This is a genomic window from Pontibacter sp. 13R65, from assembly GCF_047525655.1.
Lineage (GTDB): Bacteria > Bacteroidota > Bacteroidia > Cytophagales > Hymenobacteraceae > Pontibacter.
Window position 1 is genome coordinate 87,229 of sequence record NZ_JBLIQL010000018.1, and the last position, 26,397, is coordinate 113,625.

14 protein-coding genes are annotated in these 26,397 nt (G+C 46.2%); 9 read left to right on the plus strand and 5 right to left on the minus strand.

What is annotated here, in order from left to right:
• Nucleotides 1-319 precede the first annotated feature (319 nt).
• The 6 genes from ACMA1I_RS17825 (at nucleotide 320) to ACMA1I_RS17850 (ending at nucleotide 12,721) form a co-directional block, all read left to right on the plus strand.
• A complete protein-coding gene (locus ACMA1I_RS17825; RefSeq protein ID WP_337069784.1) occupies nucleotides 320-1,039 on the plus strand; it encodes an RNA polymerase sigma-70 factor in 720 nt (239 codons plus the stop codon).
• A gap of 259 nt (nucleotides 1,040-1,298) precedes the next feature.
• Nucleotides 1,299-2,456 (plus strand): FecR family protein, encoded by a 1,158-nt coding sequence (locus ACMA1I_RS17830; protein WP_414703935.1) that lies wholly within the window; start codon nucleotides 1,299-1,301, stop codon nucleotides 2,454-2,456.
• A 290-nt stretch (nucleotides 2,457-2,746) separates the two neighbouring features.
• Complete coding sequence (locus ACMA1I_RS17835; RefSeq protein ID WP_337069787.1) at nucleotides 2,747-6,076, plus strand: SusC/RagA family TonB-linked outer membrane protein; 3,330 nt, start codon at nucleotides 2,747-2,749, stop codon at nucleotides 6,074-6,076.
• 20 nt (nucleotides 6,077-6,096) lie between these two features.
• Nucleotides 6,097-7,734: a RagB/SusD family nutrient uptake outer membrane protein gene (locus ACMA1I_RS17840; protein WP_337069788.1), complete on the plus strand. Its 1,638-nt coding sequence runs from the start codon at nucleotides 6,097-6,099 to the stop codon at nucleotides 7,732-7,734.
• 524 nt (nucleotides 7,735-8,258) lie between these two features.
• A complete protein-coding gene (locus ACMA1I_RS17845) occupies nucleotides 8,259-10,625 on the plus strand; it encodes a glycoside hydrolase family 127 protein (RefSeq protein WP_337069789.1) in 2,367 nt (788 codons plus the stop codon).
• A 425-nt stretch (nucleotides 10,626-11,050) separates the two neighbouring features.
• Nucleotides 11,051-12,721, plus strand: a complete 1,671-nt coding sequence (locus ACMA1I_RS17850; RefSeq protein WP_337069790.1) for a helicase associated domain-containing protein — start codon at nucleotides 11,051-11,053, stop codon at nucleotides 12,719-12,721.
• A 283-nt stretch (nucleotides 12,722-13,004) separates the two neighbouring features.
• On the opposite strand, the gene ACMA1I_RS17855 is transcribed toward ACMA1I_RS17850, so the two are convergent.
• The 4 genes from ACMA1I_RS17855 to ACMA1I_RS17870 all read right to left on the minus strand — a co-directional run bounded on the left by ACMA1I_RS17855 (nucleotide 13,005) and on the right by ACMA1I_RS17870 (nucleotide 17,552).
• Nucleotides 13,005-13,796: a phosphatase PAP2 family protein gene (locus ACMA1I_RS17855; RefSeq protein WP_337069791.1), complete on the minus strand. Its 792-nt coding sequence runs from the start codon at nucleotides 13,794-13,796 to the stop codon at nucleotides 13,005-13,007.
• Between the two features lie 450 nt (nucleotides 13,797-14,246).
• Nucleotides 14,247-15,518, minus strand: a complete 1,272-nt coding sequence (locus ACMA1I_RS17860) for an SdiA-regulated domain-containing protein (protein ID WP_337069792.1) — start codon at nucleotides 15,516-15,518, stop codon at nucleotides 14,247-14,249.
• A gap of 85 nt (nucleotides 15,519-15,603) precedes the next feature.
• Nucleotides 15,604-16,878 (minus strand): HAMP domain-containing sensor histidine kinase, encoded by a 1,275-nt coding sequence (locus tag ACMA1I_RS17865; RefSeq protein WP_337069793.1) that lies wholly within the window; start codon nucleotides 16,876-16,878, stop codon nucleotides 15,604-15,606.
• Complete coding sequence (locus tag ACMA1I_RS17870) at nucleotides 16,878-17,552, minus strand: response regulator transcription factor (protein WP_337069794.1); 675 nt, start codon at nucleotides 17,550-17,552, stop codon at nucleotides 16,878-16,880. Before ACMA1I_RS17870 ends, ACMA1I_RS17865 begins: the two co-directional genes overlap by 1 nt.
• A 372-nt stretch (nucleotides 17,553-17,924) precedes the next feature.
• Between ACMA1I_RS17870 and ACMA1I_RS17875 the strand changes: the two genes are divergently transcribed.
• Both ACMA1I_RS17875 and ACMA1I_RS17880 read left to right on the plus strand, forming a co-directional pair.
• The gene (locus ACMA1I_RS17875) at nucleotides 17,925-19,178 is read left to right on the plus strand and encodes a DUF6786 family protein (protein ID WP_337069795.1); all 1,254 of its coding nucleotides are present in this window, start codon (nucleotides 17,925-17,927) and stop codon (nucleotides 19,176-19,178) included.
• 548 nt (nucleotides 19,179-19,726) lie between these two features.
• A complete protein-coding gene (locus ACMA1I_RS17880) occupies nucleotides 19,727-22,873 on the plus strand; it encodes a transglycosylase domain-containing protein (RefSeq protein WP_337069796.1) in 3,147 nt (1,048 codons plus the stop codon).
• A 25-nt stretch (nucleotides 22,874-22,898) separates the two neighbouring features.
• On the opposite strand, the gene ACMA1I_RS17885 is transcribed toward ACMA1I_RS17880, so the two are convergent.
• Nucleotides 22,899-24,119, minus strand: a complete 1,221-nt coding sequence (locus ACMA1I_RS17885; RefSeq protein ID WP_337069797.1) for a porin — start codon at nucleotides 24,117-24,119, stop codon at nucleotides 22,899-22,901.
• A 669-nt stretch (nucleotides 24,120-24,788) separates the two neighbouring features.
• Here ACMA1I_RS17885 and ACMA1I_RS17890 point away from each other — a divergent pair.
• A complete protein-coding gene (locus tag ACMA1I_RS17890) occupies nucleotides 24,789-25,496 on the plus strand; it encodes an SOS response-associated peptidase (protein WP_337069798.1) in 708 nt (235 codons plus the stop codon).
• Nucleotides 25,497-26,397: the final 901 nt, after the last annotated feature.

Below are 26,397 nucleotides of genomic sequence, written 5' to 3' on the forward strand. Positions count from 1 at the left end.
CAATTCTTTGCTTCCTTACTACACTCTTCGCCAATACAGATATTGCCTCTTTAATTCCAGAACAAGATTACAGCTAAGTAGGGCATAAGTATAAATTAATCTAATTTATGACGCTGAGGGTAGGAAAGAAGAAGATATTTGGTTAAATGTTTGATTTTGTGTGAAATGTTTTTACATTTGATAACAAGCGTTAGTTTAACATTTATTAATGCAGGTGTTGTTTTCTAACCTTAATTGCTCAAGCTGAGGGTTTAGAAATCAAGCTCTTGTCGCTCGTATTGCTAATTTATTATCATTCGAAGTTTGCCTTCACAAGTTTATGAGCACCTGGGAGAAAATATTTTATGAAGGAAGCATGCAGACGAGTAGCAAATTGGTAGCTGCAGATAGAGAAGAAGCGATTCGTTTTGTAGCTGATTCTCCTGATAGGACAACTAAATTGGCCGTGGACACTACCACTGTTCCAGATAATGAAATATTGGTGAGGCAAACTTTCCAGTCTGATCCAAAGCTTGGTTGCGAATTACTTTATCGGCACTACTACAAGTCGCTCTGCAGCCATGCAACACGTTTTGTATATTCTAAATCTATAGCAGAGGATTTAGTTTCAGATGTTTTCTGCCAATTTTACCTCCAAGGCACCTTCCAAAACATTACTACCTCTTATAGGACCTTCTTGTACAAAAGTGTTCGCAACAAGGCATATAACTACCTTAGGCTGGAGGCAAGCAAATCGCTGGAGCTAGATCAAACTTATGAAGAAGGTCGGGCAGACCTTAGTGAGCAACCAGATTCAGTCCTGCAGTACGACGAGCTACGCCAAGAGGTAGAAGCAGCCATCAACTCGCTTCCTCCCAAATGCAGAAAAATTTACCTCATGCACCGGTTCGAAGATAAAAAATATGCAGAAATAGCCACGGAGCTCAAGCTCTCTCTCAAAACAGTAGAAGCGCAACTAAGCAAAGCAAGTAAGATTATAAAGAAAGCGATAGCTAGAAACTGGATTTACTTTGTATTACTATTATATAGTTTCTGCTAACGCCCCTAATTCCTGTTTTCTTGCCAGCATCTGCACATTCAACTACAAACAAGTGGTACTTCTGTAATTCGTTGTTTATACAACCTGCCATCTAACAAGTGGACGGAATTCTTTTCCTAATACCTTTACTTAAGAATCCTTACTAAATCGCCTCACCCCAACTAGGTACTTGAAACCTTTCAAAAAAAATAATAGAAAATTTCATTTAGAAGTAAGGGTTTTTTACGACTTAGTTGTCTAGTAATTATAACGCTGTTAAATGTCATTTCAACCACCCATAACCAAGGAGCTTCTATTTGCCTATTTCGCTGGTCATGCTACTGTTTTGCAGGAACAACTGATAGAGAAATGGGTTGAAGAGACACCAGATAATGAAGAATTATTCTATTCTTGTCTGCACGAGTGGGAGCTGAAGCATCCACAGTATGAGGCCGATACAGAAGCAGGCATAGATGCTTTTAATCGTAAGATTGCGCTTGGCATGCAAGAACCCGTGCCAGCCGATACTTTTGAGAACAGGCCTGGAGAACAGCAGGTTAATTGGCGCAATTGGTTTGTAGCAGCCTCTGTTGTTTTTGTATTGATCTCCGGAGCGTGGTTGTTTAAAGACCTTTGGTTCTACAAAAACTACACAACTACTTTAAGCGAAGTAAGCACTATAACATTGGAAGACGGCAGTAAGGTAGTGCTAAATACCAGCTCTATGCTACAGGTTCCGCGATTTGGTTTCGGCCAGAATAGCCGGAAAGTACACTTGGAAGGTGAAGCCTATTTTTCAATTGTTCATACGCCTGATAACAAAAAGTTTGTGATTTCCACAGCTGCCGGCCTTCAGGTAGAGNTTCCGCGATTTGGTTTCGGCCAGAATAGCCGGAAAGTACACTTGGAAGGTGAAGCCTATTTTTCAATTGTTCATACGCCTGATAACAAAAAGTTTGTGATTTCCACAGCTGCCGGCCTTCAGGTAGAGGTGCTCGGAACATCCTTCAATCTTGCTGCCCGAGAGGCAGAAACAAAAGTGGTGCTACAGGAAGGCAAGGTAAAGGTGCAGTATGGAGAGGAGCCGGAGGAAGCCGGTGCATCATTCGTCATGGCTCCTGGTGATGTGCTTACGGCTCCCAAAGAGCAAAAGAAACTACAGGTAAAACAGGTAAAGTATCCCGCAAACTACTCGGCGTGGCAGCATGGGCAGTTTATGTTCGACCAAACCACCGTGGCGGAGATCCAGGATTTGCTCCGAGAGAATTATGGCTTAGCGGTTGAGTTGCAGGGGAGTGCTTTAGCAGGACGAACTGTTTCAGGTTCTGTAAAGGCCGAAACTGCGAACGAGCTGCTGTATTCATTATCTGTCATATTGAACATCAGCTACATCAGGCAAGATAACCAGGTAATTTTGATCGATAAGCAAAACCTTTAGCAAGGCCACTGCTTCAGCAGTTTCTACAAAGTTAGCTCATTATTATATCATGCCTGTTCATTCGCAGGGTGAGTAGTAAGCATGTTGGAATAGTGCTGAGGGTGCTTTCTAACGAAAGCGATTGAACATGTTTACTACCGTTAGTTAAATTGTTGAATCAGGTTAAATGTATAAGGGTTTAGTTATAATTTTTGTAACGATAGGAACGCCTCTTGCCTGCTTGTTAGCCTTAGGTCATGTAGTTTGATCTAAATTGAAAAAAATATCCACCATTTTTACCTCTCACCAAAATGAAAAAGAAGTTTTACAAAGTAGGTTCATATGGTTTGCTGATGGTTTTCCTGTCTGCAACCTGGCAGTCAGGCCAAGCACAGGGGCTTGCCTTAAAAAAACCATCCCAGACAAATGCTGGGACCATATCCAAGACGATAACCGTTAAAGTTAAAGATGCTCTCCATCAGTTAAGAGAACACTACAAAGCGGATATTTTGTTTTCGGACCAGGTGGTAAGGGACCAGGCAGTGCCCGATAACAGCATAAACCTGTATAAGACACTTGAGCAGAATCTGGACGCTGTACTAAAGCAGTCAGATTTAGATTATAAGAAATCGAAAGACGGCTCTTACCTTATCACTCCTGCTGCAAAAAGAGGCAAAAGCACTGCGCCCGAGGCAGCTGTAACCAGTCGCAATGCTAATTCTGTTATAGCGCAGAACGATGTTACCATTACAGGGCAGGTAACCGATGAAAAAGGAGGAGGTCTTCCTGGGGTTACGGTGTTATTAAAAGGAACTACCATTGCAGCTCCAACAGATATAGATGGCCGATATTCTCTTCAGGCACCCAATACTCAGAACGATGCCATTCTGGTGTTTTCTTATGTAGGATATACGACCCAGGAGATCTCAATCGGGAACCGCTCGGTTGTAAACGTGACTTTACAGAGCGATGCAAAAGCACTTGGCGAGGTAGTTGTAATTGGCTATGGCACGCAACGCCGCGAAGATGTAACCAGTGCTGTAGCATCCGTGGGGGCGGAGGATTTTGTTAAAGCGCCAGTACTAGACGCTGGCCAACTCATTCAAGGTAAAGTAGCCGGTATGACCGTGTCTGCTCCCAGTGGTGACCCTACCGCAAACACGCAAATCCTGCTAAGAGGCAACAGCACCTTGTTTGGTGCCAACGCCGACCCGCTGGTACTGATCGATGGAATTCCCGGCAATCTGCGCACCGTGGCACCAGAAGATATTGAATCTATTGATGTGCTAAAAGACGGGTCTGCCGCGGCCATTTATGGTGTAAGAGGTACAAACGGGGTAATCTTGATCACCACCAAAAGAGCCAAAGGAAATATTAATACCATAGATTATAGCGCCTCCGTTAGCACCCAAACCATTGCCAGGAAACTGGACATACTTACGGCGGATGACTACCGCCAGCAGATTGCAGCCGGGCTTCGGGATCCGGCATCTGACCAGGGGCATTCCACAGACTGGCTCGATGAAATTACCCGTACGCCTGTCAGCCACATCCATAACCTTACCTTTAGGGGAGGAACAGATAAAACGAATTACCTGGTGTCGCTGAACTACAGAGGGTTGCAAGGTATTTTTGCCCGCTCCGACAACTCTACTTTTACAGGCAGGGCCGATGTTAATCATAGCATGTTAGACGACAAACTGCAAGTTAACATTGGGCTCCTGAACCAGAACAACTGGTTTACCCAAACAGTAGATGGCGGCAGTTTCTCTGGCTACACCTACCGGCAGGCCATTCAGCGGAACCCTACTGCACCTACCCAGAACGTGGATGGAACCTGGAACGAAAACACCGGAATACTAAACTACGAAAACCCGCTCGCCCGTATTTACGAAACAAACGGCCTTAACAGGAATGCGAACACACGGGTAAATGCTACTATTGCATATACTCCGCTCGAAGGACTCCGACTGTCTGCCCTCATGTCTTATTCCAAATACCACCATCAGGCAGGGTATTCTGAAACAAAGCAACATATTTCCAATACCCGCGACAACCTGAATGGTTACGCTGCCACCGGCTCGCAGGAGTCTATTGACAGACTAATGGAACTTACAGGGCAGTACACAAGAAGTTTTAACGACCACACCGTTACCTTACTAGGAGGTTACAGCTACCAGGATAATGACTTCTTTGATTCCTGGATGCGCAACTACGACTTCCCATCTGACCTTTTCAGCTACTACAACATAGGGCTTGGCAATGCCTTACAAAGAGGGCTTGCCACCATGTACAGCAATAAGGCTACCACCAACCTGATTGGCTTCTTCGGCAGAGTAACCTACAACTATAAAGATAAGTACCTGCTCATGGCGAACCTACGCCACGAAGCGGCAAGTCAATTGTATGGGGCAGAAAAGCCATGGGGCACTTTTCCGGCCGTTTCCTTGGGCTGGAGGATCAGCAACGAAGGCTTTATGGCAGACCAAAATTTGTTCGACGAGTTAAAACTCAGAGTTGGGTACGGTGTTACAGGATCGCAGCCTTCTACGGGCTTTTTGGGCGTAGCTTTGCTCGGGTATGGCAACTTTGTATACTCCAATGGCCGTTGGATTCAATCTCTAGGACCAACCCAAAACCCAAACCCTAATTTGAGGTGGGAAGAGAAGCATGAGAGCAATCTCGGCCTGGACTTTAGCATAATGAAAGGGCGCATCAGTGGTAACATTGATGTGTACAATCGCCAAATTCGCGATTTACTGTATGATTACCAGGTGCCCAGCCCGCCCAACCTGTTTCCTTCCACAAGAGCAAACGTTGGAACAATGGAGAACCGAGGCCTGGAGGTGTTGCTGAATGTGGTGCCAGTGCAAACAAAAGATTTTGAGTGGGTTTCCAGCTTTATCTTTTCTACTAATTCTAATAAACTCAAAAGCCTCTCAAACGACATCTACCAGACAACAAGCGACTACTTTACCGAAGGCTTCTCAGGAGTTCCTATCCAAACCTTCACTCACATTGTTAAAATAGGACAGAACATCGGCGACTTCTATGGTTTTAAAGTGATTGATGTTTCAGAAGATGGCAAGTGGATTTATGAAGGACGAAACGGAGAGCCTGTGGCGTATAGCGATTTTAACCATGCCTTCGAAGATAAAAAGGTGCTCGGCAACGGTTTGCCAAAATACTACGGTGGTTGGAATAATAACTTCAGGTACAAAAACCTGGATTTAGGTGTGACCATGCGCGGTGCCTTCGATTACCAGGTGCTCAACTTCCAGCGCATGTATTATGAGAACCGTTCTGCTCCTTATTTTAACAGCCTGAGATCGGCCACCGAACCTGTTTTTGGTAAAGTGCTGCTAGACCCAACCGTGGCGCAGGAATTCAATAGTTATTACATTGAGGATGGTGATTTCTGGAAAGTTGATAATATAACGCTTGGCTATAACTTCAACATCAACTCCAAGTTCGTACGGAGCGCCCGTATTCATGCTTCTTCGCTCAACTCGTTTATCATTACCGGCTATAAAGGTATAGACCCTGAAGTAAACAGGCTGGGTCTTGCCCCCGGAAACGACAGCCATGAGAAATACCCCACCACACGCACCTTCACGCTGGGTGTTAACGTCAGTTTTTAATTCTTAAAGTGATCACGGTTATGAAACGATATAAATCAATTCTCAGCAGTTTTCTGATTGCTACCATGGCCTTCTCTTCCTGCACCGAACTGGAAGATGAAAACTACAGCCAAATAATTACCAGCCAATTCGACCCGCAAGGTGATGACTTAGGGGCACTTGTTGGAGCTGCCTATGTTAGTTGGCGGCCGCTCATGATCGGGCGCAGCAACAACTCCATTTACAGGACCAACGAGATATCGAGCGATGAGTTGGTGATACCGGCGAGGCCTAATGGGTGGGTTGATGGTGGCATGTACCGGAGGGTGCACGAGCACCGCTGGACAGCAGACGATGCCAACTCGAGCGAAATATGGAATCGGGCTTACGCTGGCATAACAGCCTGTAACCGCATTATTTTCCAGATCGAATCTGGAAGCCTTCCTATTACAGATGCCAAAGCCATAGAAACAACTTTAGCAGAGCTGAAGGTATTGCGGGCTTCTTATTATTATGCCCTTTGCGACTTTTTCGGGAATGTACCTATTATTACCCGTTTCGATGTGCCTGATGGCTTTTTGCCTGAGCAAAGCAGCCGCCAGGAAGTCTTCAACTTTATTGTAAAGGAAATTACTGATAACCTGCCTTTGCTGAGCGATCAGAATGATTTGTCGACTTATGGCAAGTTTAACCAGTGGGCCGCTCATGGGCTGCTGGCAAAATTGTATTTGAATGCAGAAGTGTATACAGGTACACCTGCCTGGGACAAATGCATAGAACATGCTAATGCAATTATCAATTCCGGCGCCGGGTTTATGCTGGAGCCTGTACAGGCGAATGTCTTCAGAACAAATAACGAAGGCTCTAAAGAGATCGTGTTTGCCATTCCGTTTGACGAAAAGTACACGCCGGACTGGGAAAATGCCTGGACGCTTCATATGGAGACGCTGCAGCCAGCTAATCAGGCGACCTACAATTTCCAGGGATCTCCCTGGGGCGGTATTTGTGCTGTGCCGCAGTTTGTAGATACCTTCGATCCGGATGACCAGCGGCTAAAATCTACCTGGATTCAGGGGCAGCAGTTTACCTCAACCGGTGCCATACTTAATGGTACCATGGGCGCCTATGCCGGCCGGCCATTAATTTATATTAACGAACTCCCTGGTGTAGATCTTTCCGAAGAAGGGCATGGTTTCCGCATCGGCAAGTATGAATTTGCACAGGGAGCTTTAGTTGGTCTGAGCAACGATTTTCCGATGATTCGGTACGCTGATGTGCTCATGATGAAGGCCGAGAGCTTGCTGAGATCCGGGCAGGCAGATGCCGCCGCAGAACTAGTGACGCAGGTACGGCAAAGGAGTTTTGCAGCCAACCCAACCAAAGCAACCGTAACAGGGGCCCAGTTGCAGCAAGGCAGCACCTACGACTACGGCTTGCGCAATCACCAGCGAAGTACCACTGAGGGAGGAGCCAATGTGCAGTATGGCAGGTTTTTAGATGAGCTTGGTTGGGAGTTTGCCGCCGAAGGCCGTCGTCGCCAGGATATGATTCGATTTGGTGTATTTACTACTAAATCATGGTTATCGCATGTGCCGAACGGTGACTACAGAAAGTTGCTTCCTATTCCCAGAGTGCAGTTAGAGCGTAATCCGAACCTATCTCAAAACCCTGGTTATTAGGCAAGGGGAGGTGGTGCAGCAGATGAATTATTTGAATGAAAAAGGCCTTCAGGAGGCATTTTGAATGCAATGACCTAAAGGCTTTTTTTCTTCAAAACTTCGTTTATACAGGCTTACCTGCTGCTGCATCACCTCTATTCTTTCTTTTCAATCTTCTTTGGCAGCTCAAGCTGGTCTACATTCAAATCGCTTATATGGAGCAAAAGCAGTAGTACAAATTCTATGAAAGACCACTTCCCATAAATACCTCTTTATAGGTTTTGGAAAAGAATAAAGTTGCTTTATAGTATATCTGGCAGCCTAAAGTGAGCAGCTCCTTAAAATATTCTCACTATTAAAATAAAATTACACACCATACCCTAAATTCAGCCAGAGGCCTGCCGGTCAGACCTTGGCCTTTAGAATCTTGTTTTGCATCCGGAAGGCCTATTTTATTAGAATAATCTAATTTCAGCTCCAGTTAGCTTCCTAATTTATCTTCACCTGATTCCCCTTAAATGACCACCTTTTCATTTCCTGATATTATGAGATTTCGCTTTGTTACCTACTTCATTACAATGATTATTCCGGTTGTTGGTTTAAGTCAGCAGGCGAAGCTACAGAGCTTTCCGCTGGCTGCCGTGCAACTCCTGGACAGCCCATTTAAACAGGCGCAACAAACCGACCAGAGTTACATTTTGGCTCTGGAGCCCGACAGGCTACTTGCTCCGTATTTGCGTGAAGCCGGAATTCCGCCTAAAGCCGAGAGCTACGGCAACTGGGAAAACACAGGCCTCGACGGACACATAGGTGGGCACTACCTCACCGCTTTGTCGCTGATGTACGCTTCTACGGGCGATAAAGAGTTGTTGAGAAGGCTCCAGTACATGGTTGACCAGCTAGAGGCCTGCCAGCAGAAGAACGGGAACGGCTATTTAGGAGGTGTGCCCGGCGGAAAAGCAATGTGGCAGGAAATAGCAAAAGGAAACATTCAGGCAGAAAGTTTTTCCCTGAACAAAAAATGGGTGCCCTGGTACAATATCCACAAGATTTATGCAGGTCTGCGCGATGCTTATTTGTTCGCCGGAAACGCAAAAGCCAAAGAAATGCTGATTCGGCTCTCAGACTGGAGCCTTAACCTTACGGCAAATCTGACGGATGAGCAGATGCAGGACATGCTGTGGAGCGAGCACGGCGGCATGAACGAAGTTTTTGCAGATGTGGCCGAAATAACCGGCGATAAAAAGTATCTGCAACTGGCCCAGCGATTTTCACATGCAGCCATCCTGAAGCCGCTGATTGCGCATGAAGATAAACTTACCGGTTTGCACGCCAACACACAGATACCGAAAGTAATAGGGTACCAGCGAGTAGCGGAGGTTGGCGGAGAGCCACAATGGAGCGATGCACCCGCTTTTTTTTGGAAAGAAGTAGTAGGCAACAGAACCGTCTCCATCGGGGGTAACAGCGTGCGGGAGCATTTTCACCCTGCCAACGATTTTTCTTCTATGCTGGAGTCGAAGGAAGGGCCGGAGACTTGCAATACCTATAATATGCTAAAGCTATCGAAGCAACTGTATTTAACAAGCGCTTCAACTGAGTACATCGACTATTACGAGCGAGCTTTGTACAACCACATACTGTCCTCACAGCACCCCGAAAAGGGCGGATTTGTTTATTTTACGCCTATGCGCCCCAGGCACTACCGGGTGTACTCGCAACCCGACCAGGGCTTCTGGTGCTGCGTTGGTTCCGGTTTAGAAAACCACAGTAAGTACGGGGAGCTTATTTATGCGCATAACAACAAAGATATTTTTGTAAATCTGTTCATCCCATCCACCCTCAACTGGGAGGAGCGTGGGTTATCTCTTACACAAAGTACCCGATTCCCTTTCGAAGAAAAATCCCAACTCACGTTAAACCTGAAAAAAGCGCAGCAGTTTGCGCTACACATCAGACGACCGGCTTGGGTCAAAGCAGGAGAGTTTAAGGTGTTAGTGAACAACAAGCCCGTGAAAGTAAATGCAGGAACTGCGGCTTATATGATCGTAGACCGGAAGTGGAAATCAGGGGATGTGGTTTCTGTTTCACTACCTATGGAAACGAAAGCTAAGTACCTGCCAGATAACTCGCCTTGGGTATCGTTTGTGCACGGCCCTATTGTATTGGCTGCTGTTACAGAAAAAACTGATCTGACAGGATTATGGGCCGATGGCAGCCGAATGGGGCATATTGCAAACGGACCCTCTTATGCTATAGACGAAGCACCTGTGTTGGTCTCGGCTACCGGCAATGTGGTGGCAGGGCTGCAGCCTGTTACAGGCAAGCCCCTCACTTTTACAGCAAGCAGCCTTATATTTCCAGATAAATACAAGCATGTGGAACTGGTGCCATTCTTTCAGGTGCACGATGCCCGTTATATGCTGTACTGGCCCGTTTCTACACCGGATCAACTACAAGCTCGGAACCAACGGTTGCGGGAGGAAGAGGAGAAACGTTTTGCCCTGGAAAAAATAACCATAGATCAGGTAGCGCCAGGGGAGCAGCAGCCGGAGTCTGACCACAACTACCGGGGAGATAAAACAGAATCTGGCGTAAAACAAGATCGCCACTTCCGGCGTGCCAGCGGCTGGTTTAGCTACGATTTAAAAGATCCGGGTGGCGAAGCACAAAAACTCCGCATCACCTACTCAGGAAAAGACAAAGGACGCAGCTTTGATATATTTGTAAACGAGAAATTACTCCAGACAGTAAATTTGAATGGTACGATTGGAGAGGGATTTTATGAGGTAGACTATGCCATTTCTTCCGCTATAAAAAAGGCAGCCAAACATGGTCTTCTTACTGTAAAATTTGCGGCACACCCAGGCTCTTCAACGGGAGAAATTTACCAGGTAAGGCTACTAAAGTAGTTGGCCTTATTTAAAACTCTGGTTGTAATACAGCAGGCCGAGGTTAGAGGGATTAGCAAAATTATTTTTAAAGTAGTTAATTAAAATCTTTTTAAATAAAAAGAGGTTAGCGCTTCTGCTACAGTGACAGAAATTTTTAAGAAGGCTCAATAAATATTTTATTTTCCTATATATTATTCATGTAATTAAATACTTTCTTTCCATTGTTCAGCGTTGTAACACCTAAGAAGTGTTTAATTTAATCTCATGCAGATCTTTTAAACAAGATGGTTATCAGGAGGGAACCAAAAGCCACTACACTTCTTTTATAGGAAGTGATTATGGTATAGGAATCCCAAACTGTTAGCTGAAGCACCACAAAACAGATAAGGCTGGTAAAACAGGCGAGCTTTTTGCGGGGAGATAACAGAATTAATAATTGAATTATGGCAAAATTGGCTAAAGAACTGTTCGACAGCAGATTTCTGGAAAAATGGTATCGTCATTATCAACAGGTGGTAACAGGTGGTGCACTGGCTGCTGCCCAAGACGAGAACCTGGCGCAGTGGCTTCGCATACAGGCCCGCATCCGGCACATGCTGCCCAAGGAGCTCCAGGAGAAACTGGCCACACTGCCTCCCGACCTGGAGGAGGTGCAACATTCCTGGGAGGCGCGCTTCAGACAATTAGCCAATTTTGCACAACAACATGGGCACACCTATCTGCCTGCCGATGCAGCTTACGAAGAGTTAAAGGACTGGCTCATCCGGCAGGTAATTGCCAAAACCTATCTCTCGGCCAGCCAGTTGCAGCGGCTAGACCAACTGGGGGTCGACTGGGAAATGACCATCAGCCGCGACCACCGGTGGGAACAGATGTGGCACCGCCTCCAGGACTTTAAAGAACTTTTCGGCCACTGCCGTGTACCTCAAAAATGGCCTCATGACAAGCAGCTAGCGCTGTGGGTAACCATTCAGCGAAGGCTGCACGCCAATAATAAACTACGGGAAGACCGGGCACGGAAACTTTCTCAACTCAACTTCACCTGGAACGGACACGATGTGTATCAGGAGCAGTGGGAAGGCTTTTTTGGTCAGTTGCTGGCCTTCCGCCAAGCGCAAGGTCATTGCCGGGTGCCTTGCCGACACCGAAAATTGGTAAGTTGGATTGAGCGACAACGTTTGCTGAAGAAAAAAGGACAATTACCTGATGAGCGGGAAGAGCGGCTCAATAAGATAGACTTTATCTGGGAAGCTTCATCGGCCAGGAAAAAAAACTGGGAAGATAAATACCGGCAGTTGCGTGCTTATAGGCAGCGGCACGGCCATAGCTTTGTGCCGGTGAATTGCCGGGAGAACCGGGAACTGGGCTGCTGGGTAGCTACCCAACGGGCACTGGAGGCGAAGGGAAAGCTGGAGGCACGCAAACGGCAGAAGCTTGACCAGTTAGGCTTTGTATGGGCTGGTCAGACGCAGCGTACTCTACAGGAGCGGCATGAGGCTATTTGGGAACAGAACTTCGAAAAGCTACGGGCATACTACCAGCAGCATGGTACCTGCCAGGTTTCGCTGCAGGACGATGCACAGCTGCAGCGCTGGACGGTATGGCAGCGAAAGCAGTTTTACAAAGGCAAGCTGGCCGCCTCTCGCATAGACAGGCTAAACGAATTGCGATTTCCGTGGAGTGTACAGGAAGGCTATTGGTTACGAATGTATGAGGCTCTGGCAGATTTTAAAAAGCAGTTTGGGCACACTCGGGTACCTTATCAATGGGAGGGGGACCCGCAGCTGGCGGCTTGGGTGTACCGCATTAAGCTGCAGCAGGGAGAGCTAAGTATGCAAAAGAAAGAACTTCTGGGGCAGCTGGGATTCGATTGGAAAGTGAGCCGGCGACAGGTAGTAGAGTGGGAAGGCATGTACCGCCGACTGGTTGCCTTTGCTAAGGAACACGGCCATACGCGGGTTCCGGTTAAATGGCCGGAAGACCCTAAACTAGGGAAGTGGGTAAGCCGCATGCGTCAGGAGCGGACGAAGCTTGATGAGGAACGGGTGGCGTTGCTGAATCGTATTGGTTTCAGCTGGAGCCGCCATTCCGGCGCAGAAAAGGTGTCGGTTTAAGGTAATAGCGCTGCTTCAGTTTAAATAATGGCCTTACAAAGAAATAACTTAAAGTGCCTCCGGAAGGCCATTTTTATTAGAATAATTAGAATGAAAAGAGAAATCAGGTGGAGGGTAAGAACGCAGTGTAATGTTTCTGTTCCTGCGTTTTGATCCAAAGAAACTAAAGCTGAACCTTCTCGTTCCACAGCAAATGACATTTTGTAACTGGTAAAAAACTTTCATGCTGTTCCCAAGTTCTTCTTCCACTGTAAGAATAAAAGATTCACGTTTGGATGAATTGCTAAAAGGTTAGCACCGTGCAGAGGCCATTGGCATAAGGGCTCATCATCGGTACGAGGTAAAGTCGCTGTTTTCTTTGAGATAGCTTTTTTTCAGTGTACTGGTACAGCAGGCTAACCCCTTTAGCACTCAAGTACCCTACTGCCGCACCTGCCAGCACATCGGTGGCCCAATGGGCATTGTCGTATACCCTGGAGAGGCCAACCAAAGTGGCAACACCATAGGCAACCGGTGGCACATACTTTTTATGGCCATACACAGTAGCCAGAGAGGTGGCAAAAGCAAAGGCAGTAGAGGTATGCGAAGAAGGCAAAGAGGAGTGGTGCGATTTGGTTACCATTCCGTCAAACATATGGTTTTCAGTACTCGAACTGGGGCGATGTCTGCTAAATGAGTTCTTTAGCGTTCCAGTTATCACGGCATTTGATAAGAGGCTGCCTAAGGCTATCGTGCCGAATTTAGTTAATTTCTTGTCTTTTAATAAAACGCCGCTTGCCAGAGCGGCACCTGCCAGGGGAGCCATGTATTTCTGTCTGCCAAGCGGCTCCACTACCGTTGCTGTGTAATCGGCAACAAGTGATCTGTTATTTTGGGAGAGGTCTTGTAGCGGCTCATCAAAAATGGCATAAGTTAAAGCCCACAGACCAGTTCCACCCACTACCAAAGCCATGGGTTTTAAATACGGCTGCTGATCAGGTTGAAGGTAATACGATTGAAGTGAAGCCTCCTGGAGGCTATCCGGTTTTTCCTGTTTTTGGGCCAGCACCAAAGCTGGCAGGAGCAGCAGCCACAAAATTAAACTATAACAGAAGACCGATGGCTTACATGTATGGTTTCTCTTACCTAATGTGCTATGTAAACAGTCCAGATGACAAAATGAATTTAAAGAAAGAGCAGCAAAGAGGAAATATTGTAACAAAAGCTTGTGGTGCAACAGTACGGTACTGTTTCTAAGAATATAAATCTTTTGAGGAGGCATCTGCATAGGGTTAAAAATTAGACTCTATTTTAGCACCAGAACCTGAAGAAATTCTGAAGTTTTTAGCAGATAATTTAATGACTTTTTTTGGTATAAACCACTTATACTGAAATTATTACCTGATTAAGAAGGAGCAAAGAGAAGAGAATCTGTTCAATATATCTCTTCTCTTTGCGACAGAGCATGTTTTTTTGTCACTGCTGAAAGATTTTTAGGTGAATTAAAAAACTGCTGTTAGCTTATTACCTTGATTAACTTCAGCGGTTAAGGCAGTTTGGCTGGATATTTAACCAAAAGGCCCGATACCTTTTTGCTTCCTTCACTGGCGATAAACATTTCGCCCTGCTGTCCAAAAGCCAGGCCTTCCGGCTGTCGGAGTACCTGCTTGTCCAGCTTATAAACTTGCTGTACTTTCCCATCTTCTGAAATACTCAACAATTGCTTGTTTGGGGAATCTAATAAAACTAAAGTACCAGTGGCTGGGTTCATTTCCAGAGAGGATGCCTGCAGTAAGTCCGACAAAGCACCTTGTTTAGGTTTGTTTGACTCAAGCCCTGCTTGCTTCAATAGAATAGAAAGCACTGGAGTCGGCTCAAATTTTTTTGTGGAGAGAGAGAAAGCATAAATACCTTTTGCTTCTTTCAACGATGAGTCCTCTGCTTTATAACCGATTAGCAGGCGTTTGTTAGCTTTGTCATAGGCTAGCCCTTCTGTATCGAGGTTGGCCTGGAGCTGCGATGGATATGTAACAGCCTTTGCTTTGCCTGTCTGGAAGGCTGGAACTTCGTAGAGAGTGCCATCGCTGCGCAACACATAGGCCGTGTCGCCCACTAATACTATACCTTCGTAGTCGCCGGGGCCTGCAAAAGCTATTTGATTTACTACCTTCTTCTTTTCCAGGTCATAAAGAAAAATGAGACCGTCTTCATCCTGAACACAGGCCATCAGGTTCTCCTGGACGAGTGCAATTCCTGATATTTCGCGTAGCTGGTCTGGCAGCTCCCATTGCGCCTCCGGTTGGCCAAGTTCCTTAACAAGTTTAGGTTTGGCTGCTGCTGCAACAGGATTACTTACCAACGATGTTTGTTCTAGCAGTACCGGTTCCTGCTCCATTAGCTGCCCATTTTTGTCGAAGCGAAGAAGAATATCTTTTTCCTGCTTCCGGTCTAGCTCCACCAAATAATAGGTTTTGTTTTGTTGCTGCACTCTAAGGACCTCCGACACGTTAAGGTTGTTGTAGTTTGCCTGTAGCTTCTCCAGTATTGCCTGTGGCAGGTGCTGTTCTTCTATTTCTTCACTAAATCTGTTTAAGGTGCCATCGGCGCTGAAGAGGGCTGTGCGTTCACGCCCGCTGATTTTAAACTCTGCTTCAAAAAGGTCACCTTCCTGATCCCATTCTGCCGTTTTTATGGTCGGGTAAATTTTAGAGAATTGCTGCTTTACGGCCTCCGGCACGCTGGCATCGTTTTCCAACAGATTGCATGACGTTAAACCGCCTACACATACCATTGCAGCTGCTATTATATGTTTTTTCATCCTTTATTTTGTTGGTAAGAGCTACAATAATAAAGGACTATTCTGAAGGAATTCTGAAGCAGCCCTTATTTACTCACTACTTGATTTACTCACTTCTTGGAAAAAGAATGGACAACTGGTGCTTGTGATCGGCATAGGTATAACTTAGTCGAAGGTGGTGCAGGTCGCAAATTCTTTTTACTAATGCTAAACCTATGCCCATAGAGCCCGACACATTACTGCTGCTCATAAACCTGGTGATTAAGTGCTCTGGTGGTCCATTGATTGCTTCACCAGAATTCAGAATGGTGAGGCCTCTGGTATTAAGGTCTAAGCAGATGGTGCCGCCAGGGTGGTTGTGGCGAATGGCGTTGAGGAGCAGGTTCGAAAGCATGACTTCTGCAAGGCCGCGGTTCATCATCAGCCATACAGGATCCAGTGCGGGAGGCGCCTCCAGGCGAAGTCCCATTAAATCGATCATCTCCTGTAGTTGCTCCAGTTGCTCTTCTAGCAATTCATGTAGTGGCAGCCGCTCCTGTTCCTGAAACTCCTGGTTCTCGATACGTGTAAGCAGTATCAGCGACTTATTCAGTCGGGCCAAACGGCTAATGGAGCTTGCCATTTCTTCCAACATGCGCGCCTGCTGCGGTGTCAGGTTATCTGACTGCATAAAGAGCTCCATTTTATTGCTGACGACAGCCAGTGGTGTCTGAATTTCGTGGGAGGCATTTTCCGTGAACTCTTTCAGGTTAAGGTAATCGTTGTATATTTTATCCGTCATAGCCACCAGCACCTCGTTTAGTTCCTGAAACTCGGTGGTGTTGGAGGGCTTAAGTTTTAAAGGGCTATATCTGGTAAGGCTGTACTGCTTTATTTTGTTTAAGGTATCGTAAAAGTGGCGCCAGGTAAATCGGTTTATGCTATAGTTAACCGAGACCAGCCCTAGCAGCAGCATTAAAAAAATCCACCCCATGGCAATAATGGTGCTTTCAAAAAGGTCTTGGAAATCGGTGAGTGATTTCAGGATGGTGTATTCATAGGGTTTGCCATGCTGGTAGGCTGTAAAGGTGAGTCGCCTGAAGGGAATATTTTCCTCATCGTAGGTGCTGTAGATAAGTGTGTCGCTCAAACCTTCCAAAATCAGATCGGTGCTTGGCGCCTCCCGCACGAGTATGGCCTCCGAAATGCCTGAAGTTACGTTTGGCAGACGGTTATGCTCCCGTATATATTGTAAGATGTTTTCCTTGTCAGTAAATAGCTGGTCATCTACCTCGTCGTAGATCTCGAACTGCAGCTGCTTGTAAAACACCACACTGCCCACCAAAAATACTACCACCGACACCAGCAGATAGTATAAACTTGTTTTAGTTAAGACTCGCATCAGGTACTAAATTTATAGCCCAGGCCATACACGGTTTGAATATAATCTTCTCCGCAGGAGTCGAGTAGTTTTCGTCGGAGATTTTTGATGTGGGTGTAAATAAAGTCTAACGAGTCGAAACCATCCATATGGTCGCCCCAGAGATGTTCTGCAATGGCATCTTTGGTAAGCACCCGATTTCGGTTAGCCAGGAAGTAAAGGAGCAGGTAGTATTCTTTTTTTGTAAGCAAAAGCTTTTCGTCCTTTACTATTACTTCGGCTGAGTTGGTGTTAACCTCTATCTTGCCTGCTTTTATGGTATTATGGCCGCTAAAGTTTCTGCGCCTGATCACCGACCTGAGGCGCGCATTCAGCTCCGCCAGGTGGAATGGTTTGGTCAGGTAATCGTCGGCTCCCATCTCAAGTCCTGTCAGTTTATCATCTAGCGCATTCTTGGCCGAAATTATTATGATACCTGTATCTGGGTTGTTCTCTTTCAGGGTTTTCACTATTTCCAGGCCATTGCCGCCAGGAAGGGTTAGGTCTACAATCAGGCAGGCATAGGAGAAGTCAGCTGCTTTCCGGATGCCCGTTCCCAGGGCATCGGCAGATTCGCACACATAGCCCACCTGCTGCAGATAAGTTACAATAGATTCCCGCAGTGCCTGCTCGTCTTCCACTATTAAAATTTTCATATGAATGGTTTCAAATTGAGTGAAACTATAGCTGAAATCTGAAGTAATCCTGTGTTGAACAGTGTTTTTTTTGAAAGCACTAAAGTTACAGCTGTATATAAGGCTAATGAAGAGGATGCATGACCTTTGATTGCTGTACAATTGGCATATAAAAAAACAGATTACCAAACCCTTTAAACTTTCTAAAACCTAGAAGGTTTTCCGCACTTTTTTCTTCAGCCCTTGTTTATATGGCTACTTTACTTACTGCTGGCATCAAAATCTTTTTGCATTAGTTTCAGTTGAGAAGGAGTGACGCTTCCAAACATTTGTTATCTTGAAGTTCTTGTAAAATCATACCTGAACATTTAAGAACTAAAACCTTGCACCCACATGATCTACAAAGCAAAATTTCGACAGATTATCGCCGTATTGATTTTAGCTTTTGGTTTACATGCATGCCAGCATAAAGAAAATAAGGAAGAGCAGGAGGCAGCAACTGCACAGGCAGAAGCCGGCACGTTTGGTTACGACCTTGCTTTTTTAAAAAGCAAAGACGACAGCCTTATTCTACTGCAGGATGCCGCTGGGGTGGGGCAGGTACTGGTATCGGCAAAGTACCAAGGCAAAGTATTTACCTCTACTGCCAATGGCCATGCTGGCAGGAGTTTTGGCTGGATTAATTATGATGCCTTTGATGCGGCACCAGATCCGCACATGAACGCCTACGGTGGCGAGAACCGGCTGTGGCTTGGTCCGGAAGGAGGTCGGTACTCTGTTTTCTTTAAACCTAAAACAGAAATGGTTTTCGATAACTGGACTACACCCCCGGCCTTTGATACTGAGAGTTGGGTAGTATTGTCTAAAAGTAGCGATAAGGTAACGCTGGAAAAAGAATCGGAGCTTGTTAATTATGTAGGCACCCAACTAAAAGTGAGAATATATAGAGAGGTAGCCATGCTAGGAACTTCTGCCATAGAGCAGGAGCTAGGCATTGGCATGACTGAGCAAGTAAAAGCAGTTGGCTTTAGTACCCACAATGCTCTTACCAATGTAGGCGAGCAGGAGTGGACAAAGCAAACCGGTGCCCCCTGCATCTGGATACTGGACATGTTTAATCCTTCGCCAGGCACTGTCATTGTAATACCTTATCAGGAGCAGGCAACAGGCAAGGTAGCCACAACAGATTATTTTGGTGAAATTCCAGAGGACCGGGTAACATATAATGCTGGTACATTATTTTTCAAGGCAGATGGTAAAGCCAGGGGCAAACTTGGTTTGTCGCCGGAGCGGGCAAAGCCTGTAGCTGGCAGCTACGATCCAACTAACCAGGTTCTCACCATTACAACCTTTGATGTAGACAAAAATAGTACGTACCTAAATCAGGAGTGGACCACCACAAAAGACCCACTTAAAGGAGATGCGGTTAATGCCTACAACGATGGTCCATTAAAAGATGGAAGTCAGATGGGCCCGTTTTATGAAATAGAGAGTGTATCTCCGGCTGCTTTTCTCAAACCCAACCAAACACTCACACACCGGCACAACGTTTATCACTTTACGGGCGACAAAGATGCCTTGAACAACATCTCTCAAGAAGTTCTGGGAGTAACGCTGCAGCAAATTCAAAGAGCTTTTGCGGAGTAGCTACAATCTTACAGGCTTGTATGCAAAAACATATTTTTACCTCCGGAAGGCGATTTTCATTAAAATAATTTATGGTAATTGCTTTGGTTGCAGGCCTAGGTGCAGGTTTAAGGTTTTAGCATGCCTAAGATCTTTTCCTGCTAATTTACACGTATCATAACACGCCCTACAGATGCCATAAAATAAACTTGCCTTTGCCAAAATTCTAAAAATAGATCAATTTAGAATTTAACTAAATAATAATCTCACCGATAATGCCTGATTTTATTTTCTGGTGTAGCTTTCTAGCTCTCAAGTAGTTAAAGCAAGTCCTGAGGGACGTTACTGTAACGTTTTTTAATTTGAATTATCTTGCCAAATATAAGAGAATCAGGCTATTGAAGCTGTTTTTGCGTAGGGTGAAGTAGAGGGAGGCGGGGTGATGTTTTGGAAACACAATACCCGTATAATTACCTGTATGTTTTTGTTTCTGCGGCTTATCCTTCCTACCCATTACACGTAAAATACAACAAGGTTTCCCTCCTTGTTAACCGTTAATAAGTACAATTATGCTAACCAACTACTACAGTCCCACCCTAGAGGATAGGAAAGAGAAGAGGCATGGGTCCACCTTAAAGTGGATGATACTTGGCACACTGCTCTTTGTTATTCTTTGTATTGTAGCTTTCGTGGCCTATGAAATACATACCTCCAGATTTCAGGCTCTTCAGGTGTCGCGTTATGCCTCCAAACTAACTTATAGTACAGGACATGGACCAAGTGCTTCTGTTGTATATCCTGATGGAGGCCCATACGATGTGCGCCTCGGCTATGCACACCTGCCGGATATGCTGGAACGCACACAAGACCGGGGCATGCAAGTTTCTTACCAGGCTGCTTTTTCATCTGCCTTGATGGATTATGCTCATCGTGGCCTTTTTGTGCCATACGTCGAGAAAACGCAGGCAGGGCTTATGATTACAGATGCTTCCCGCGATACTATTTACCAGTTTGCCTACCCCCGTCGCGTTTATTCTGATTTCGTGTCCATACCTAGTTTAATTGTAAACTCTCTGCTATTTATAGAGGATAGGGAACTGCTGAACAACCAGAAGCCATATATGAACCCTTCTATTGATTGGGTTAGGTTTACCAAAGCCTCTATGCATGAAGCATCCAAGGCCTTTGGTATAGAGAAGAAAACAATTGGAGGCAGTACCCTTGCCACGCAAATGGAGAAGTACCGGCATTCTACCGCTGGTTTTACTGCCAACGCCAACGAGAAACTGCGCCAAATGGCTTCCGCCTCGGTTAGAGTGTATCAGCATGGCGCCAGAACCTTGCCTGCCCGGCAGGAATTAGCGCTATCTTACGTTAATTCTGTACCGCTCTCTGGTGCACCAGGCTATGGCGAGGTACACGGAATTGGCGATGGGCTTTGGGTATGGTTTGGTACCGAATTCGACAAAGTAAACTATTTGTTGAGTTTACAGAACCCTACTGGCAACACCTTGCTGGAGCAGGGGCAGGCGCTCCGGCAGGTGCTGTCTCTTATGATTGCGCAACGCAGGCCATCGTTTTACTTGGCCCCCCAAGGCCGAGCCGAGCTAAATGCGCTTACTGGTAGCTACCTGCGTTTGCTGGCTAACAATGGGTATATCAGTACACAACTACGTGATGCGGGTCTTGCCCAGGAAGTTCATTTCCGGGATTTTGAGAAGAGTCCGGTGGTTGTTCCCCAGGAAACCAAAAAAGGTGTACTGATGGCCAGAACCTATCTCTCCGGCCTGTTAGGTAAACCGCTTTACGACCTCGATCGGCTGGACCTTACCGCCACCACTACCTTACAGCATGACCTGCAGGAGCAGATTACGGCTTACCTTAATCGCCTGAGCGATCCTGAGTTTGCTGCCTCAGTAGGAGTCGTTGGTAAAAACATGCTGGCAGCGGACCATACTAGAGAAGTGGTTTACAGCTTTACTTTACTCGAGCGCACAACACAGGGCAACGTGGTGCGGGTGCAGACTGATAATACCAATCAGCCGTTTAACATAAACGAAGGCAGTAAACTGGAGCTTGGCTCTACAGCTAAGTTGCGTGTGCTCGTTACTTACCTCGAAATAATTGCTGAGCTGCACGAACGCTATGTCAATCAATCGACTCAGGAGTTGCAAAAAGCGCTGAGCGAATCGCAGGATAACCTTTCGCGATGGGTGTTAAGTTATCTGGCTACTACCAGGGACAAGAGTCTGGATAATATACTGAAGGCGGCGCTAGAGCGTAAGTATTCAGCCGGTGCCTGGGAAGCTTTTTTTACCGGTGGTGGTATGCACCGCTTTCATAACTTTCGCAACGAAGACAATGGCCGTAATCCTACGGTGCGGGAGTCACTGGTTAAATCTATCAACTTACCCTTTGTGAGAATGATGCGCGATATCGTGCGCTACACCATTAGCCAGCAGGCTCCCAACAGTGTCGGACTGCTCAGCAACAACAGGGACCCTCGACGCAGAGAGTATCTTACCCGTTTTGCTGATCGCGAGGGCCGGGTTTATTTGTATGAGTTTTACCGCAAGTACCAAAATAAGAGTGCAGACGAACGCTTTAACATGCTACTGAACCAGCTGAGACCATACCCAGTCCGGTTTGCTGCTGTGCACCGCTACCTGTACCCCGAAACTGATTCTGTTAGCTTTGGCAAATTTTTAAGGACGCGTTTCCCGAATGAAAAACTGACTGATAAGCGCATCTCAGAGCTTTACCACCAATACGGGCCAGACGCCTATAATCTGGCAGACCAAGGATATATTGCAAAAGTGCATCCGCTGGAGCTATGGTTGCTTGCTTACTTGCGCAAACAGCCCGAAGCGCGATGGGACAATGTGGTGGCTGCTAGCGAAAACCAACGCCAGGAGGTGTATGCCTGGCTGTTCCGTACTCGTTTTAAACATGCCCGCGATTCCCGCATCCGCACCATGCTGGAGCTCGATGCTTTTGAAGATATTCACCTGCGTTGGAAACGGCTGGGGTACCCTTTTAATCAATTGGTTCCTTCTTTAGCCACTGCCTTAGGTTCCTCCGGCGACCGCCCCGATGCCTTGGCCGAGTTGATGGGCATTATAATGAACAACGGTATACGGCAGCGCACACTTACTATAGAAGACTTGCATTTTGCCTGTAATACTCCTTACGAAACATCATTGGTTTGGAAGGCTGAGAAGGGCGAGCAGGTAATGGTACCGGAGCTAGCCGCTGCCGTACGTGAGGTGCTGCTAGAGGTAGTAGACGAAGGTTCTGCTCGCCGGTTACAGGGAGGTTTTACCAAAGCAAACGGTGAGGTGATGCCTTTGGGTGGCAAAACCGGAACTGGCGATAACCGCAGTGTAACGATCAGCACCAGGGGACACCGTGTGGCATCACGTGCCATTAACCGTACCGCTACCTTTGTGTTTTTTTTGGGTGATAATCATTTTGGTTCCCTTACAGCTTTTGTGCCAGGTCGCGAGGCAGCTGGTTTTCATTTTACCTCTTCTCTGCCTGTGCAGGTGCTGCGAGGCATGGCTTCTATTATAAGTCCATACCTGCAGTCAGAAAATGGGTTATCAGAGGAACAACCTGCAGCAGTTCCCCTGGTTACACCACCTGTGGAAGATGAACCTAATGATAGCACAATGAAGGTAGCTTATAGTGCTCCTGTACAATTGAATATACCTTAACCTATTCCTGAAACTTCAATTTGCCTTAAATGCCAAGCTCAAATTGTAGCGCGGCACTCCAGGTATCAGAATTGGTATTAGTAGGTAGGTGCGTAAACGTGATATAAGAAATATTGCCTTGTAGTTTTACGCGGTGGCGACGCAGGTATTTGGTTACACCTGCAGTATAGGTTTCTTCCTGTTGTTCTACCTCTCTGATGGCTGCCGCCGGTGATACGCGGGCATAGCGGCTTGCCACCTCCAGGTTGTTTTTAAAGATGTAGCTCACCTGGTAGTTTTGTCCGTTTCCGGTTACTATATGTTGAAGGTCCCCACTTGTATTTTGTGTAAAAGGATTATCGGCACTCCTTGCCATGTGTTCCGCATAGACAGCGAGCCCCTGGTATTTTAGTAATCCATCAAAAATATAGGTGCGCATATTCCGCTCCTCGTACAGGTCACGCCCAATCTGGCCACCTGATCTTCTGGCTTTCCTGTTGTGGCTCAGGCCGCCCGCTAACGATAGCTTTGGCTTTTCTTCCCGCTCCAGGTCGCCTTCAAAGTAGTCACCCTCATTTGTGAACTTACCAAGGGGCAATAGCTCCAGACGGCCCGTGTAAGCTAATCCGTCGTTTGTCATAATTACATTTCTGCCTTCTCCGGAGGTAAGGGCACTCTTTATTATATAATAAAAACGGCCTACGTGATTGGTGTAATGTGCCTGAAATCCAAAGTCACGGTCTATGTTAAAAGCTACATTCACAATGGATCGGTCCACAAACTGCTGATCTCCGGAAGATATAACCCGTTGCCGGTTCCCTGGTAACTTGGTCTGGCCGAAGAAGAGCTGCAACTGGGGTGTTGGGCGGTAATAAATAACAGCGTCGCGCACTACATTGGGACTGCTGTTTATGGCAGAATTATCGCGTACACTCCAGTCCATATCGCCTCTAGAAAAAGAGAGCTGCACCAGATATGTGAGCTTCGGCGAGAGCATAAACCCTTCGAACCGCAGCCGGAGCCGTCGTACCCTGAGTTCAAAATCTGATTCGGCCTGGCTAAATCCTGGCTGCGGGTTAGAATAGTAAATCGCCCTGTTCTGGATTCTGAAACGGAGGTTAAGGGAAAAGAGGCTGTCGGGTGCTATAACACCAATACCTGATTTTGGGCTGAATTTTACTTGGCTCGGTTGTAACGGTGCCTGTGCTAACGCAGGCGAAATGTTACCTATCAACAAGGCGACCAAGGTGAGTATTTGTTTTCTCATGCTAGTCTACAGCTAGAGTTTAACAACGAAAATATGGGTGAGGAGAAATATATACTAACATACGTTAACAATAAGGAAAGAGGGTGCAAGCACAGGCATTTTTAGCAGCAGCTTGATAAGTGGGGATAGTGGAAGCTGTGTGTAATAAAAGGAGAGGGGGGGGCCTTCAAATAAGGCCCTTTTAGCGGCCATCCCAACCGGAGCGGAGGGAACTATAAAGTACCTAACGGTACGAACTAGACTCATTGGCAATGAAGGCGCCTTACCACCACCTCAGCAAAATTTTTCAAAAACTAAGTTGGCGGCATTAAGAGGGAGCCTTAACAGATTATTGAAGTATGGCAAAAGAATAAGCTCTTGTTTCTCTTTCGTTCCTGAGTTCGCCGACTGCCACAAAATAGCTTTCCCTGTACTGGTGCCACCAAACCATCAAACTACCTTCTGACCTTCATATGATTCCTAGTTTAAATAGGGCAAATTATGTTAATGAAAATGGCCTTCCGGAGGCGTTTCCCATTACTTTTGACTTAGGCTTTGTTCTAGATAATAATCTATTGGGAGCGGTGCTTACAGTAGTAAGACTTATCCGATATTTTATTCTGCTCAACACTTTTTACTTGAATAGGGCCGGGTATTTATTTAGCTTTATGTAAAAACAACAGCAAGCATATGTGTGGCCGCTACTCCGTTAATAATAAAAAAATCCCGAAAGAGCATCGATTTGCCTCCTTGCTGGAAGGCCTAAACTTTGAGCCAAACTTCGATGCGCGTCCTTCTCAAGAGTTACCTGTAATTTTACCTGATACCCCTAAAGCTGTGCTGGCAACATGGGCTTCTCCAGATAAGGAGCCAGACGGCAAACCAACGCTCCCTTTTAATATAAGGCAGGAAAACCTATTGTTTATACCGCGATTTCGAGTGCTCTTACCTCGGAACAGATGCATTATACCGGTAGACGGATTTTTTGAATGGAAAGAAATAGAGCCAGAAGATGAAGATGCTAATGTTGAAACTCAGCAGGAGGAAGCACTTGATTTGTTTGGGAACCCGATCAGGAGTAAAGCCGAAACGCGCCGTCTAAAGAAAGTCAAGCCCCAAAAGCAGAAGTATTGTTTTACACTCAAGCATGAAGAACCATTCGGCTTGGCCGGATTGTGGCGCGAAAGCCTAAACCAAGAAACTGGAGAACTGGCACGTTACTTCTCTATTATAACTACCAGCGCCAACACTGCTGTTTTGCCTTACCACGACCGGATGCCTGTTATCCTTAATCCGGAGAGTGAGCAAACCTGGTTGAACAACCGCCTGCAGGAAAAGCAATGGTACAATGTGCTGCAGCCTTACGACAGTAAACAAATGTCTGTAGTAGCGATTTAAGATTAAAGCTTAAACTATTTACTAAATTACTAGTAGCCAGGAAAAAACATTAAATACGGGAACAAACGGAGCTGTGCCTGCTGTTTATCTCTAGCGGCAGGGCAGAAAGAGGAGAGACCTTTCCTTCAGGCCCTGGTTAGCTCACCAATTCTACTAATGAAACAGCCCTTCCAGAGGCTTTGTTCGGGGACTGCGGCCAAGGGGCCAGGCCAAGGAGGGGGCACCGAAAAACAATCCTGCTGTGTCTAAGGGAGTTAGGCGAGTATCTCAGAATTGTTGCGCTTGGCGCTTTTAATTCAATATAGTTTTCCTACTTTTGCATCCCCATCCGGCAGGGACGGGAAAGGCCGCAAGGCTAAAAGAGACGCCGAAAAAAAACTTTTGCCTTGGTGCTTGCGGGGACGGAAAAGATGCTTACCTTTGCCTCCCGCCTCAGAGGAGGCGGACCTCGGGGCCAGGACTTGGCCTGCAGGGAAAGAAGGAAGGAAAAGCTTGGGAAAATATTTTCTGTTTTTGTTTTGCAGATCAGGAAAAGCTTCTTACCTTTGCACCCGCTTCCAGAGGGAGGCTTCTTGAGAAGGGCCTTGTAACAGGGGCCGCAGGAGAGGAAAGAGGGCAGGAGGGAAGGAGAAAAAAGTTTGAGAAATTTTTCCCTAAGGCCTTGCAGAAAGGAAAAAGCTTCTTACCTTTGCAACCCGCTCCGGAAGGGAGCAGGAAAAAAGAGTAAAAAAGTGACACAAGCCGTTGAGGCTTAGCCGCTAAAGGGTAGCGGCACCAGGGAAGAGAGATGCTCTTCCGCAAGTTCTTTGAGAGACTGATAGAGACGAAATTAAAATCCGCGCGGGTCGGTGTTCACTCACCACCTGCGTCAATTCTAGAGATAGAGTAAAAAAAGGAAGGG

Bases quoted from the DNA above. Each gene is read 5' to 3' on its own strand.
- ACMA1I_RS17845 (WP_337069789.1), top strand. From the start codon at position 8,259: ATGAGATTTCGCTTTGTTACCTACTTCATTACAATGATTATTCCGGTT.
- ACMA1I_RS17825 (WP_337069784.1), top strand. From the start codon at position 320: ATGAGCACCTGGGAGAAAATATTTTATGAAGGAAGCATGCAGACGAGT.
- ACMA1I_RS17875 (WP_337069795.1), top strand. From the start codon at position 17,925: ATGATCTACAAAGCAAAATTTCGACAGATTATCGCCGTATTGATTTTA.
- ACMA1I_RS17880 (WP_337069796.1), top strand. From the start codon at position 19,727: ATGCTAACCAACTACTACAGTCCCACCCTAGAGGATAGGAAAGAGAAG.
- ACMA1I_RS17885 (WP_337069797.1), bottom strand. From the start codon at position 24,119: ATGAGAAAACAAATACTCACCTTGGTCGCCTTGTTGATAGGTAACATT.
- ACMA1I_RS17860 (WP_337069792.1), bottom strand. From the start codon at position 15,518: ATGAAAAAACATATAATAGCAGCTGCAATGGTATGTGTAGGCGGTTTA.
- ACMA1I_RS17865 (WP_337069793.1), bottom strand. From the start codon at position 16,878: ATGCGAGTCTTAACTAAAACAAGTTTATACTATCTGCTGGTGTCGGTG.
- ACMA1I_RS17835 (WP_337069787.1), top strand. From the start codon at position 2,747: ATGAAAAAGAAGTTTTACAAAGTAGGTTCATATGGTTTGCTGATGGTT.
- ACMA1I_RS17850 (WP_337069790.1), top strand. From the start codon at position 11,051: ATGGCAAAATTGGCTAAAGAACTGTTCGACAGCAGATTTCTGGAAAAA.
- ACMA1I_RS17870 (WP_337069794.1), bottom strand. From the start codon at position 17,552: ATGAAAATTTTAATAGTGGAAGACGAGCAGGCACTGCGGGAATCTATT.
- ACMA1I_RS17840 (WP_337069788.1), top strand. From the start codon at position 6,097: ATGAAACGATATAAATCAATTCTCAGCAGTTTTCTGATTGCTACCATG.
- ACMA1I_RS17890 (WP_337069798.1), top strand. From the start codon at position 24,789: ATGTGTGGCCGCTACTCCGTTAATAATAAAAAAATCCCGAAAGAGCAT.